The sequence below is a fragment of the Frankia sp. CcI156 genome (assembly GCF_001983015.1).
GTDB lineage: Bacteria > Actinomycetota > Actinomycetes > Frankiales > Frankiaceae > Frankia > Frankia casuarinae.
Map to the genome: position 1 here is coordinate 67,304 of NZ_MOMD01000005.1, position 13,460 is coordinate 80,763.

10 protein-coding genes are annotated in these 13,460 nt (G+C 73.0%); 3 read left to right on the forward strand and 7 right to left on the reverse strand.

The window, feature by feature from the left end:
* Positions 1–93: 93 nt before the first annotated feature.
* The 6 genes from CcI156_RS02780 to CcI156_RS02805 form a co-directional block, all read right to left on the reverse strand.
* A complete protein-coding gene (locus tag CcI156_RS02780; protein WP_011435835.1) occupies positions 94–1,281 on the reverse strand; it encodes a glycosyltransferase family 2 protein in 1,188 nt (395 codons plus the stop codon).
* Positions 1,278–2,105 (reverse strand): bisanhydrobacterioruberin hydratase CruF, encoded by an 828-nt coding sequence (gene cruF / locus CcI156_RS02785; protein ID WP_011435836.1) that lies wholly within the window; start codon positions 2,103–2,105, stop codon positions 1,278–1,280. Before cruF ends, CcI156_RS02780 begins: the two co-directional genes overlap by 4 nt.
* The gene (locus tag CcI156_RS02790; RefSeq protein ID WP_076804268.1) at positions 2,102–2,680 is read right to left on the reverse strand and encodes an N-acetyltransferase; all 579 of its coding nucleotides are present in this window, start codon (positions 2,678–2,680) and stop codon (positions 2,102–2,104) included. The genes cruF and CcI156_RS02790 overlap by 4 nt, the downstream gene beginning before the upstream one ends.
* 220 nt (positions 2,681–2,900) lie before the next feature.
* Complete coding sequence (locus tag CcI156_RS02795) at positions 2,901–5,567, reverse strand: FAD-dependent oxidoreductase (RefSeq protein WP_076804211.1); 2,667 nt, start codon at positions 5,565–5,567, stop codon at positions 2,901–2,903.
* 144 nt (positions 5,568–5,711) lie between these two features.
* Positions 5,712–6,455: a spheroidene monooxygenase gene (locus CcI156_RS02800; RefSeq protein WP_076804212.1), complete on the reverse strand. Its 744-nt coding sequence runs from the start codon at positions 6,453–6,455 to the stop codon at positions 5,712–5,714.
* Entirely contained in the window at positions 6,452–10,411 is a 3,960-nt protein-coding gene (locus tag CcI156_RS02805) for a BTAD domain-containing putative transcriptional regulator (RefSeq protein ID WP_076804213.1), read from the reverse strand. Before CcI156_RS02805 ends, CcI156_RS02800 begins: the two co-directional genes overlap by 4 nt.
* A 336-nt stretch (positions 10,412–10,747) precedes the next feature.
* Here CcI156_RS02805 and CcI156_RS02810 point away from each other — a divergent pair, with 336 nt between their 5' ends.
* Together CcI156_RS02810 and CcI156_RS02815 are read left to right on the forward strand one after the other, a co-directional pair.
* On the forward strand, positions 10,748–11,485 hold the full coding sequence (locus tag CcI156_RS02810; protein ID WP_076804214.1) for a hypothetical protein: 738 nt from the start codon (positions 10,748–10,750) through the stop codon (positions 11,483–11,485).
* Positions 11,486–11,559: 74 nt separating this feature from the next.
* Positions 11,560–12,201, forward strand: coding sequence for an SAV_6107 family HEPN domain-containing protein (locus tag CcI156_RS02815; RefSeq protein ID WP_076804270.1), 642 nt, complete (start codon positions 11,560–11,562; stop codon positions 12,199–12,201).
* 76 nt (positions 12,202–12,277) lie between these two features.
* On the opposite strand, the gene CcI156_RS26125 is transcribed toward CcI156_RS02815, so the two are convergent.
* Positions 12,278–12,517 carry a hypothetical protein gene (locus CcI156_RS26125; protein WP_035730597.1) on the reverse strand — a complete coding sequence of 80 codons (240 nt, stop codon included), beginning with the start codon at positions 12,515–12,517 and terminating at the stop codon, positions 12,278–12,280.
* Here CcI156_RS26125 and CcI156_RS02825 point away from each other — a divergent pair.
* Entirely contained in the window at positions 12,516–13,328 is an 813-nt protein-coding gene (locus CcI156_RS02825) for a bifunctional 2-polyprenyl-6-hydroxyphenol methylase/3-demethylubiquinol 3-O-methyltransferase UbiG (RefSeq protein ID WP_011435843.1), read from the forward strand. The genes CcI156_RS26125 and CcI156_RS02825 overlap by 2 nt on opposite strands.
* The last annotated feature ends 132 nt before the right edge of the window (positions 13,329–13,460 follow it).

Here is a 13,460-nt window from a genome sequence, read left to right on the forward strand (position 1 = left end):
ACGGGCATCGAAGCCTCGGGAAGAAGAAGGAAGCCGCCGGAGGGGCAAGGGAAGCTCCTGGCGGGGTGCGGGGTGCGGGGTGCGGACCAGTGGTCAGGGGCAGCGGGTAACCGGTCGTCCCTTCCATCGGGCGGTACCCCGCCGACGACGCCACCACGACACCGCAGTCAGGTAGCCCAACAGGCTCACGGAAGCCGGATGAGCGGCGGCGTCGGGCCAGCTCCGGCCGCCCGTGCGGCGGGCGGCGAGCACCCGGCCGGCGACCCCGGCGAGGTACCCGACCGCGCCCGGGCCCGAGCCACCCAGTGCCGCCACCGCCGGCACGACGAACAGCCAGGCCAGCATGCCGATCTGCCCGACGCTGCCGAGCGTGCTTCCACCGGCGACGGCCAGCGACTTCGCGTAGCCGTCCCGCAGCTGTGACCATCCGGAGTACATCCGGTTGACCGCGAGATCGGTGCCGTCCACGACCACTCCCCGCCCGCCGGCACGCTTGAGCCTGCGCAGCAGGGCGACATCCTCGATGACCTGGTCCCGGACACCCTCGTGGCCGCCGGCCCGGCGGTAGGCCGCCACGTCCACGGCCAGCAGCTGTCCGCCCGCCGCCGAAAGCGACGGCCGGGCGGAGCGTTCGGCCAGCCGCAGCGGCAGCAGCGCCAGCCACGACCACTGGAGCAGGGGTTGGATCAGCCTTTCGGCGACACCGGCCGCCTCCTGACGCGGGTAGGGCGAGACGAGGTCGAGGCCGGCGTCCCGCAGGAGGAGAACGGTCCGCGCGACGCCGTCGGGGGCCACCGTGACGTCGGCGTCGACGAAGACGAGGACCGTGCCCGTGGCCGCCGCCGCGGCCCGGGCGCAGGCGTGCGGTTTGCCGAGCCAGCCGGCGGGCGGCTCCGCACCGCGCAGCGCGACGATCCGGTTGTCCCTCGCCGCCCACCGCGCGAGGATCTCCCCGGTGCCGTCGGTGGAACCGTCGTCGTAGACGAGGATCTCGAGGTCGGGCACCCACCGTGAGCCGAGCAGGGCCGACAGGCACCGCGGCAGGCTCCTGGCCTCGTCGCGGACGGGTAGCACGACCGTCACCCGTTCGCGTACCGGCCGGGCCGGCGGTGGGACGCGTAGCAGCCGCGCGTTCACCGCCGTGTGCACGGCGATGGCGGTGGACGCCACCGCGGCGGACCGTACCGCACCCGACCAGCATCGCCCGGCAAGCCACCGGGCCGGGGATCTCGGTACCGTCCGGTGCCTCGTCCCGTGCCCTGTCCGCCACGGCGCCGTCATCGTGGTGGGGAGCCCGCCGGGACCGGGCGGTCCCCGGCCCGGGCACGGTCCCGGGGTCCGGCCCGGGCCGCCGCGACGAGCGCAGCCCCCATCGCGATCCCGCCGGCCGCGGCCACACCGGGACGGTCGAAGAAGGTGAGGTTCGCCAGCGTCGAGGAGACGTAGGCCCACAGGAGAAGGGCGAGCGGGGCGCGCTCGTCGCGAGCCGTGCTCCCGGCCTGGTCCGGAAGCGCCGTCAACGCCGCGGTCATGGCGATCGCGACGGCCACCCAGCCGGCGGTGTTGGTGAGTGGGATTCCGTTGAGCGTCGGGCCGCCGCCGAGCCACCGCCAGTACCCCGCGGCGACCATCTGCGGGTCGATGAAAAGATCCCAGGCCGCGAGGACGAGCGCGGCCAGCACGACGGTGCGCGCCCGGCCGCGGTGGTGGCGACGGGCCAGGACATACGCCGGGTAGGTCGCCATCGCCCAGGCCATCGGCACCACGACCGGGACGCCGTACAGGCGGGTGCCCAGGGCGGAGCCGTAGACGTAGCGGCCGAAGGGCCAGCCGGTGTGCACGCCCACGGTCTCCACGAGCAGCCCGCCGCCGACGGTCACGGCGAGAAACCCGGCGGTCCACGCTCGGCCACGGGTGAGCAGGGCGTGGCTCACCGAGGAGGCGAAGAACAGCACGATCGAGGCGATGGCGAGCGCCGCCCCGGCGGATCCGGTGACCAACGGACAGGGGAGCTGCACCGCCACGGTGGCCGCCGCGAAGATCCACGGCACCGCGGTGGGCCGCGCCGGCCGCGCCGATCCGGTGAAGAGCGCGTCGGCGGTCATCGTACCGGTGCGTGCCGGTCGGCTCCTTGGGCGGAGGCAGCGTCGGGACGGGCGGGGGAGCGTCCGCGGAGCTCCTTGCCGAGCACGGCGTAGGGGGTGAGGGTCCCGGGGAACTGKAAGTCGGACAACAATGGAACGAATCCCTCATGATCGTACAACCGGCGCGCCGGACTGCCCGGGGGTTCGAGGGCGGACAGCGCGGCCGTGCGTTGCGGGGCCCCGCGCAGCAGCTCCCGCAGTATGGTGCGCCCGATCGCCCGGCCCTGGTAGGCGGGCAGGACGTGCAGCTCCACGATCTCGAGACAGTCGTCGAGCCAGTACGCGGCCGAGTCCGGCGGGAGCGCGCCGGCGACGACGTCGTGCCACCACTGGCCGACCCGGCCGGGCAGGGCGTAGGTGATCCCGATGAGTTCGTCGTCGGGTGTGACGGCCGCCACGGCACGAAGGTCCCGCCGCTCGAAGTGCCGGCGCGCATGGGCGGCCCGGTCCCGGGCGGCCCGCTGCGGGTCAGGCTCGTGGTGATCGAGGAAAGCGGCCTTGTAGACCGCGATGACATCGTCGAGCCGGGTGCGCATCCGGCTCGGGGACCAGCGGACCACCCYCACGTCCACGTCGGTCACCGGCGTCGCCTCCTGTCCGCGCCCGGATCGCCGACCTGGCCCCACGAGTCGGGTCCGGCGAGCCAGGAGGCTGGGGCGCACCATCACGTCGCTCGACGATAACTCGCCGCCCGCCGGCACCGCTCGGCGATGGGAATTACTGCTACGTAACGTCATTCCACTGATGTGGAGGGTGCTAACTCCGGATGGGTGGGAGACCGGCCCGATCACCGGCCATGGCGAGCGTGGCGCAGCGCGGCGTGCCGGCGAGGAGGTCGGCCACCAGCATGGCCACCGCCGGGGCCTGCACGGTGCCACCCGCGTTCGTCCCTGCCGCCACGATCACCCGGCCGCCGTGGTCTGCCACGGCCTCGACAAGGGGGAGGCCGTCCGGGGTCGCCGGGCGCTCGCAGACGCGGACGTCGAGCATCTCCACGCTGCCGTCAGGCCGGCGCAGCGTCGGGAACAGGCCGGCGACCGCCTGCTCGAAAACCGCGCGCAGACGGGCGACGCCGCTGTCCGCGGCCGCCCGCACGGCGGTGCCCAGATACCCGAATCCGCCGCTGACATGGATCCTGGCACCATCGGCGGACAGCGTCACATTGATCACACCTAGGGGATCTCCGGCGTGGACCTTCACCGGCCGTCGCAGACCCGGGTTCGGCAGGGTCAGCGAGAGGCCGAGCAGATGCGCGACGGCACCGGCGCCGGGCCAGGCGGCGCCCAGCAGCCGCTGCAGGTCGCGGCCGGCCACGGTCACCACGGCCCAGCCGGTGCGCAGGGTCGAGCCGTCCGCGAGATGCAGCCGGACCCCGCTGCCGGCTCCGTTCCCGATTTCGTGCCCGGCCTCGTTCCCGTTGCCGTCGGGGTTCCCGTCGAGGTTCCCGTCGATGTCGGTCTCGATGTCGGTCTCGATGTCGGTCTCGATGTCGGTCTCGATGCGTTCCACCCGGGTGCCGGCGCGCACCTCGACGCCCGCGGCCCGCAGCCGGTCGATGAGTACCGTGGCCAGATCGTGGATGTTGACCGCGTAGCCGTCCACCTCGACCGCTGCGGTCACCTCCCGGACGCCGTCGGGCAGCGGGACCGAGCGGCCCAGCGCGGGCCAGTCGCGAACCAGGTCCGCCCGGGACAACCGAACGACCCGCCCCCCCGCGGACCGCTGCAGCCGCTCGCCCGCGGCGAGGTCGTCCGGACCGAGATAGATCCGCGGGATGCGGGCGTCCCAGCGCAACCCGCACCCGGCAGCGAGCCCGTCCCCGCCGTCGGCGAGCGCGAAAAGATGCTCCCACCCGCGCAACCCCAGCCGGTTCAGGGCGATCACCAGGTCCCGGGCCACCGCGTGCAGCCCGGGACGGTCGGCGCACTGCTCGAAGGCGCCGGCCCAGGCCCTCTCCGGCTCCGACAGCGACTCCGGGTCCCGTAGCCGCCAGCCGCCGTGCGTCGGATCGCGATCGAGGACACCCGCGCGGCTCGCGTCCGCCTGCGGCAGGGTCTCGGTCGCCGACAGGTGCCGACCGTTCGTCCCCGCGAACGTCGTGCCCTGGGCGGCAGGGTCTGCCCGGTCGGCAGGCGCGGCGTCGAGGACCCGGACGGGGTGGCCCCGCAGCCGCAGCACGAGCGCGATCGTGAGTCCGACGATCCCGCCGCCGACGACCACCACGTCGTGCTTGTCGACGGCGGAACCGTCAGAGGCCGGGTCCTCGACGGCCCGGCGGCCGGTGCCCCGCCGATCGCCCCGGCGATCGGCCAGGTCATGACGATCGTCCTTCGGGCCGTTCCCGGTGAGGTCGTTCCCGGTGAGGTCGTTCCCGGTGAGGTCGTCCAGGTCGGCCCGTCCGACCACCGCGAGGAACGCCTGATCGAGATCGTTGCTGCAGGCGGGACTGTGCATCGCCACGGAGCAGAGAGTGAATCCGCGCCGCGGCTCCCCGCCGTCCTCGGCGATCCGCCCCGCGAGCAGCTCGCGGACCGGGCCGAGGAACCGGGGGGCGTTGTCGATCACGACCTCCAGGTCGCGGCGGTCGTAGGCGTCGACCAGCGCCCGGTCGGTGAAGACGTGCGGTTCGCTGACCGACACGAGTCGGCGGCCGGTGAACGACTTGACGTGCCGCATGTCGATCATGCCCGCGGATATCCGGGGCCCGTCGTGCACGAGGGGCGCGGCGATGCTGATCAGATCGGCGGCGTCGAGGACGTCCTCGACGGTGCGGGCGACGTGGATCCGGTCTACCGGCAGTCGGTGCTTCGCCGCCCAGAGCGCGACCGTCGCCGGCCTCGCCGCGAGTGAGGGAGCGTGCACGGCCAGGTGCCAGCCGCGTGCGACGCCCTCCCGGGCGACCCGGCTGTTGATGTTTCCGGCGCCGACGAGGCCGAGCACGCCCGGCCGATCGGTGCGCGTGGCGGCCCCGGCCGACTCGGCGCCGGGTGCGTGGCCGAGCGGGTCGAACAGCCGGTCGACGATGAACCGGGCGACGTGCCGGGCGTTGACCTCGGGGGTGTTGCGCACCTCGATCCGGTGGMGGGCCGCGGCGGCCAGGTCGACGGCAGCGAGGGAGGTGCCCCGGCGGACCAGCAGCAGGGGTCGGTCCCGGCCGGCCTCCGCCGGGTCCGTGCGGACCGCGGTGGCCCACCGTTCGAGTGCCGGTCCATCCACCGCGTTCACCCCGACGACGAGGGTGTGCGGCCGCAGTTCGACCAGGGCGTCGGCCAGGCCCGTCGGCCGGGTGGCCAGCTCCGGGCGTAGCCGGGCGGCGTCGTGCCGAGTGACGAGCCGCGCGACCCGTTCGCTCACCGGTGTCGCGATCAGAACCCGACGGCGGGGGGGCTGCGTCCAGGGCGCCTGCTCGCGGGGTATCGACATGCGGCTTGCTTCACCCGGTTCGTGGGAAGGTGCGGGGCGTGGGAAGGTACGGGCGGCCCCTCCACGGTGGCGGGTGCCGTTCAACGGGGTGTCAAAGCAGGCCGTGTCCCCGCCCGGATACGGCGGGGGGCCGTGGCCGGATCTTCAACGCGGCGTCAACGTCGGCCCGGGGCTGACCTGCAGGAGAGGATCCCGCCCGCCCAGCGTCCCCCGCGAGCCGAGCACCGCGAACCGCGCGAACAGTTCCTCGCTGTACCAGCCGACCATCGGTGTGCGCCGGACGACCTCGCTGTGCGCGGGGCGGCCGTAAGCGAACCTGCGCAGCGACGCCGCGTCCTGCCAGAGGCTGAACGTTCCCTGTAAGCCGATCGGCGCCTCCCCGATGCCAGCCGCGAAGATCAGACCCTCGGCCTCGGCGAGGTCGACCGCCACCGCCGGCACCGCTTGGCGGAAGGCGAGGGTGTGCCGCAGGGCGATGCGGGCCCGGGTGATCACCGCGACCGCCGCGGGGGCGCTCGCGGGAGGCGGAACGTTCGACGCCGCCGGGTCGCCGAAGGGCTCCTGCCGTGACCACCGCCCACGTGACGACAGCGGGTGAAGGTCGATCCGCCAGCGTTCTTCGGCCAGCGACGACCATGCCCGCACCGGCGCGGATCGTTCGAAGGAACGGGCCGCCGACGGGGAGGACCAGACGGCGACCATCGCCCACTGGCACGGATCGGCGTCGCGCAGGGTGAAACTGCTCGCCGAACCGGTGCCCAGCAGTTTTGCGAAGGTCRGTCCCGGTGTGTGCCGCAGGGCGGTACGGTCGGCGGCCATCCGCGCCAGGGCGTAACCGATCCGTCGCCGGGGCACCCGCCAGAAGTCGACGGTGACAAGCGTGCTCATCGCCGCACCGATGACAGGCGCAGCAAGCTGTCCCGGGCGGCCCCGTACTTGTCGGCGAAGGCCGTGGCCACGGCCCCGGCGCCGTCGTTGTCGCGCAGGGGTACCATCCGGCACCGTCCGGTTCCAGCCAGTACATGCCGACCGTCGCCCGCCACCTCCGCGAGCAGGCCGTCCGGACCGCCGCGGCCCAGCAGCGCGACGAGGTCGGGGGAGGAGACGTACACCGCCCCGTCGAGGCGCACGAACTCGGCCTGTACCTCGAGATGGCCCGCGTCCGACGGGGAGACGCGCAGCGGCACCCGCAGATAGTCGTCCAAGGCGGTGCTCCMTTCCAGACTCCAGAGCCGCTCGAAGTGCTGTTCGACGAACTGGACCAGGGTGGAGGAGACGGCCGCCTCGTGCTGGGTCGCGGCGGCCGAGGAGTACCCGACGGGGAACGTCGAGACCAGCGCCCCGGTGTCCCAGCGGTGATACGTCGTCAGGGGCTGTTCGGTGTAGAGACGCACCGCGAGCCGGGAGCGCAGGACGGGAGCGAGCCGATCCCGCAGTGCCTCGAGGACCAGCAGGTTCGAGCGGATCATGCCCGGTACGTCGACGCTGTGCAGGAGGTCGGCGGCTCGTCCGRCCACGGCCGGGGAGTCCGGGTCGAGTAGGAGCACCTGAATGATCGCTCCGGCGTCGACCGCCGCGAGCACCGCGTCGGCGAAGGCGGTCCGGTGCTCGGGGGTCGCCAGATCCGTCCAGGTGTTGAGTAACCGGACGCTGCGCCGGGACGATGCGATCCGGGCGATGAAGTACGCCGGGTCGAACGTGCTGAGCAGCCGCCCGCTGGTGAACTGGGTGGGCTCGGCCGTGACCGGTGCGCTCAGCCGTTCCTCGGCGGCCGGCAGCTCGGGGGAGCCCTGCTGACGTAGCAGCGTGATGCCCTGCTGCCAGGATCGCCGCGCCGCCGGATGGTCGTCCATCTGGGCGAGGATGTCACCCCGGCGGATGAGCACGCGTGGCTCCCAGCGGGTGTCGGGTAGCTCGGCGAGCAGCGGCAGGCTCTCGTTGTAGCTTGCCAGAGCCCGGTCCAACCGGTACTGGAAACGGTGGAGATCGCCCAACCGGCGCAGGGCCAGCGCCTCCAGCGGGCGGTTGCCGAGTTCGCGGGCGATCGACAGGCTCATCGTCAGGCAGTTGATGCCGTCGGTGAGCTCGTCCCGGTCGCCGTGGACCATGGCGACGTTCACCAGGGTCTCCGCCTCGGCCTTGCGGGCGCCGCCCCGGCGCATCATCTCCAGGCCGGCCTCGAAGTGGACCAGGGCCGCGGAGAACTCCCCCCGACCGCGGCAGGCGTCGGCCAGCCCGCGCAGCGTCCGGGCCTCACCCAGCTCGTCGCCGAAGTCGACGAAGATCTTCCGGGCGCGGGTGAGGCGTTCCGTGGCCAGCGCCAGGTGGTCGACCGTAGCCCGGTAGACCTCGACCGCCGGTTGACCGTCGGGGTCCGTGCCGTCCGCGTCCAGTCGCCAGAAGGCGTCCTCGAAGGCCAGCGTGATGTCGCGCTCGGCGAGGTTGGTCAGCAGCGTCGCCTCGGCGAGGCGGTGCCCGCCCCGGCGGGCCGCGGCCAGCCCCAGGACGTGGCTCTGCTCCCAGTCGCCCCAGTGCGCCGCGAAGGCGTAGAACTCGGCGGCCTCGGTGGCGAGYAGCCAGGTCGGCTCGTCGAGACCGGCCGCGTGGGCCTGGTCGATCAGGCTCAGGAGGTTTCCCCGTTCCCCGCCGAACCAGACCAGCGGCCGACCGACCAGGTCGGCGACGCCTGCCTGTTCAAACCGAAACACGGCCCCCGTCGTGAGCGCCGCCGCGTCCTCGGCGGCGGGGGTGAGGGTGCGCACCCCGCCGGGGCTGAAGGTGTCGACCGCCTCCCGCAGCATCGCCAGATAGGCGTACAGCAGCCGCCCCAAGGCCGCCCGGTGTTCTCCGGACACGGTGGAGGGGGCCTCGGTGGAGGGGGCCTCGGTGGAGGGGGCCCCGGCGGAGGGGGCCCCGGCAGCGTCGTGGTGCCCGTTGCCGGTGTGCCCGTTGCCGGTGTGCCCGTTGCCGGTGTGACGGTTGTCCCCGCCGGCCTCGGGGATCCGACCCGGGGCCGCGGGGTGGCCGAGCGGGGTGCCGACCCCGGTCTCGCGCTCCCGGGCGAACACCCGGAGCAGGTCGTGAAAGCGGTAGCGCTCGGTTCCCGTCCGGTCGGCGCCACGTCGTTCGAGTAGCTGGGCGTCGGCGAGCCGGTCGACGACGTCCTCGGCTTCGTCGAGGTCGAGGTCGAGGACCGCCGCCGCGGCCCATGGCGCGAAATCGCTCATCGCGGGCAGCGACAGCAGCCGGAAGGCGCGCTGCTCGTCCGGCGGCCGGCCCTCGTAGCTCAGCGAGAAGCTGGCCCGGATCTCCAGGTCGCCGGCCTCCAGCCAGGACAGCCGGTCGCGTTCGTTGGCGAGCCGCCCGGCCAGGCGGGCCAGTTTCCAGTGCGGATGGGCGGCCAGCTTGCGCCCGGCGATCTGGATCGCCAGCGGTAGGTAGCCGCACAGGCCGACGATGTCACGCGCGGCCTCGGGCTCGGTGTCGACCCGCTGCGTGCTGACCATCTTGGCCAGCAGCTCCACCGCGTCACTGGGCAGCAGGACGTCCACCATCCAGTACGGGGCGCTCAGACCGTGCAGCCGCGACCGACTCGTGATGATGACCGCGCAGCCCGGGCTGGTCGGCAGCAGCGGCCGGATCTGTGCCTCGCCCCCCGCGTTGTCGAGGATGATCAGGACCTTGCGGGTCGCGAGCAGCTCCCGGTACATCTCGCCGAGATCGTCGGGGTCGGCCGGTACCGCGGAGCGGCTGACCCCGAGCGTCTGGACGAACCGGGACAGCACCCGGGCCGGGGCCAGCGGGGTGCTGTTGCCCCGCAGGTCCACGTACAGCGTGTCGGTGAACCCCGTGCGGACGCGATGCGYGATGTGCACGGCCAGGGCGGTCTTGCCGGCGCCGGCCTTACCCGCGAACGCCGCCACCACGGTTCCCCGTGACAGCCCGACCGGATCGGTCAGCATGGCGTGCACCTGGGCCTGGATCGTGTCGCGCCCGGTGTATTCGCGGATGTCCGGGGGCAGCTGGTACCCCCCCTGGCTCGTGGGCGCCACGGAGACCCGCCGGTCGAGCGAGCGGGGCGGGGTCCAGGCCAGGCTGGACGCGCCGCGCAGCACGTCCTCCTGCAGCTGCTGCAACATCGCGGAGTCCAGCCCCAGGTCGTGCAGCGCCTCCAGGCCCTCCCGGCAGGCCCGGGCCGCGTCCTCGATCCGACCGTCCCGGTAGAAGGCGAGAACCAGCTCTCGGCGCAGCCCGTCGTCGTGGGGGTGCCGTGTCACCAGCACGCGCAGATCCCCGATGACCTCGCGATGACGACCCAGAGAGAGATCGGCGGCGATCCGGGTCTTGGCGATGTCGAGCTGGAGTTCGTCGAGGGCGTCCACGTAGGCCCGGGTGAACGGGTAGTCGATCAGGTCGACCAGCGGCGGTCCCCGCCAGAGGGCCTGGGCCTCCTGCAACGGGGCGATCGCGCTCACCGGGTCACCGTCATCCACCGCGCGCCGGCCCTGTTCCAGCAGCCGACGGGCCTGCTCGGAGTCGATCTGCTCCGGGCGCACGTCAAGGACGTACCCGGTCCCCTTGCGCAACAGCACCTCGGAACCGGTCTCCAGCCGCCGCCGCAGCTCGCTGACATGGGTGCGCAATGTGGCCAGCGCCTTCTCCGGCGGTGGGTCCCCCCAGATCACCTCCAGCAGCCGGTGACCGGGCACCACCTGACCGGCTTCCAGCAGCAACGCGGCCATCAGCACCTTGCGCTGGGTGCCGCCGAGCACGATGGGTGCTCCCCCGGCAGTGATCTCCAACGGGCCGAGGATGGCGAACTGCAGGCTGTCGCGGTCAGGCATCTGGTCCTCTCGTACGACCCCCGGTGATGTCTGTATTACCGCAGCGTGCGCCGGGCGGGGACATGGCGGCAACTACCGATCTGGAACGGCCCCCTGTCGTTTCCGCGTCAGGCCTGCTCCGGCGCCCGGTGTCCGGTGCGACGCGGGTGGCGGTCCGACTCCGTGGGGTGTCGTGTGACCCGATCGCGGAATCCAGGTGTTCCGATCAACACATTCTCAATGGTTCTGGTGATTGTGCGTGCAGTGGGTGTTGATCGCTTGGAGGTGCACTGAGTCCACGAAATCGAGGCGGCAGACGGCCGGGAGACGGCCGGCGAGGCGGAGGGGGTTGGGAACATGGCGATCACGGTGCCCAGGAGCCTGGCGAGGCGGCCCGCGTCGGMGGCGGGCCCGGCGGTGACCCCGGCGGTGACCCCGGCGGTGACCCGGACCCGGACACCGCGGACGACGGCCGGGGCGGACCTTCTCCCGCGGCGGGCCGGCGGACTGCCGCACGAGCTGATCTTCCGGATCGAGTCGGTATCCCGGCACGCCTCGGTCCGGCACGTGCACGTCGAGACCGACGAGGGCGCGGTGCTGGCCGACTGGTGGTCGCGGGGCCGGGTCGAGCTGATGGCGGCCGGCCGGCCGTTCGTGCTGGAGACCGACCTCGACGGTTTCGGGATCCGTCTGGTCGAACCCATGGGACGGGTGCCCCTGGCCGCCTTCGAGCCAGGCCGCCACGGGGGCTGGGTGCGCCTGTCGGACGGTGCCACGCTGCGTTGGCTCAGGCCGACCCGCGGCGAGTTCGCCAGCGGGCTCGTGGGTCACCGTGATGTGAACATCATCCGGTTTGCGCTGGACGGAACGGCGCTTGTCGTGGCCGATCCGGATGCGCTCGACCCGAGGGTCACCCGGGTGGCCCGGACGACAGGTGCGGATTMGGGACATGTCTGTCGGGGGAAAGTCGMGGACCCGCGGCTGGGATGGGTTCCCGACGTGGTGGCCCTGCTCGTCCTCGGCTGGTTTCTTCGGGTGGTCGAGTCCGAGGTCGCCGGATCTGCTCGATCGCGTGTTCGATACCTCGATGCTTGACGGGCGGCGCTGGCGAGGGTTCACTACTTCGTGATCGAACCTATGTTCGAGACTCGGGAGGTGTTGTGACCACCGTGACCAGTCGGCCGATCAGTGGCTCGGACAGTGGCTCGGACCCGGCGGGAGGAGCGGCCCGCGGTAAGGGTGCGTTTGGCGGCCCCGGTGGATCCACCGGGCCGCACGGTGGATCCACCGGGCCGGTTGGACGGACCCTGGTGCCGGCGGCKGGGTTGCCTCGCCGCTCCCGCGACGATCTGTTGGTCGCCGCCCGGCGCGGTCTCGGTGAGGCCGAGTGCGCCCAGACGGCCKGGGAGCGCTACGCCCTCGCCCACCTCGCGGCGCTGCGGGCGGCGGCCGCTGTCCTGGCGGACCGGGCCCGGCCCCGTCCCGGTCGTCGCGGTCGGCCCGTGAGTGCCTGGTGCCTGCTTGTCCGGGTGGCCCCCGAGCTCGCGGAGTGGGCGGAGTTCTTCGCGGCGGGGGCCGCCCGGCGATCGGCGGCCGAGGCCGGGCTGAAGGTAGTGACCAGGCGGGAGGCCGATGATCTGATCCGTCAGGTCGATCTGTTCGTCGGGGTTGTCGAGGGCGTACTGGGCCTCCCGTCCCAACCGATGATCGCCGGCACCGGTCCGGTCGGGCCTGGGGAGGTCACGATGGTCATGTCGCCGGGCCGAGGGCAGGCTGACCGTGGTCGGCCCGGCGGCGCCCCGGGTGGGTGACGAGCGGTTGCGTTTACGGTGAGCATCGGTCACTATCGGTTACCTTCCGAGGGGTAGTGGTTGGCGGAGCAGGAGATCATCGATGGTCCTCACCGGTTCTGAGCATCGGCACCGCGGCGCGCATCGGGCCGTGCCGTCCGCCGTTGCGCGTCGCAACATCTGGGTACTGCGGGTCGTAGGGCTGTCGGCTGGCGGGCTGGTCGTCGGGGTCGCCATAGGCCTCACCGTGGGTCGGTGACGCGCCTGGTCCTCCGGCGTGGGCGAGCGGGCTGACGGCGGCGCCGACGATGCCGGCGTGAGGAGGCGCGACGCGCATGACCAGCCATGTCACCGGCGCGGATCTGCGGCAGGCCGCGATCTGGCACGGCCTGCGGACGGTCCTGCCCGGATCGGCAGCGGGGGTTCCGGCCTGGTCGGTGGCCCCGACGGCCACAGCCATCCCGCCGATCATCGTTGACGCGGGCGGTGGGAGTGGTGGCTTCGCCGTACCCCTGGCGGTCGAGGGCTACCTGGTGATCGTCGTGGACCCGTCGCCGGACGCCCTGGCAGCGTTGCGCCGTCGCGCCGACGAACGGGGCGTCGCCGACCGGGTCACGGCCGAGCAGGGCGATCTGGCCGACCTGACCGGCATCGTCGGAGCCGAGACCGCCGATTTGTTGCTGTGCCACTCCGTCCTCGACGTCGTTGACGATCCCGAGGCCGCGCTGGCGGGGGCCCTGCGGGTGCTGCGCCCGGGAGGCGTTCTCAGCCTCGTCGTCGCGGGCCGGGCTGCCACGGTGCTCGCCCGCGCCCTGGCGGGTCGCTTCGAGCAGGCGCAGGCCGTGCTGACCGGCCAGGGCGCCGGGGCGCCCCGGACGCCCGCCGGGTTCACCACCGCCGAGATCGTCGCGCTGGTGAACGCGGCGGGCGCGGACGTCGTCGACGTCCACGGGGTGCGCGTGTTCGCCGACCTGGTCCCCGGGGCGCGGGTCGACTCCGATCCCTTCACCGCGCAGCGGCTGCTGCGCCTGGAACTGGCCGCGGCCGCCCTGGAGCCGTTCCGTGACCTCGCGGCACAGCTGCACGTGCTTGCCCGCCGTCGTGCCGCTGGTACCGCTCGCGAAGCCGGCGCCGCCGGGTTCCCGTGACCGTGGATTTCCCGGTATGAAAGACCCCAGTTCGGGCACGGACCAGGTGACGGGAATCGCTCGGTTCCAACCAGCATGACAGGTTGCCTACCGCACCCGCCCGCACATGCCTATCCTTGGTTATCAGGTTCC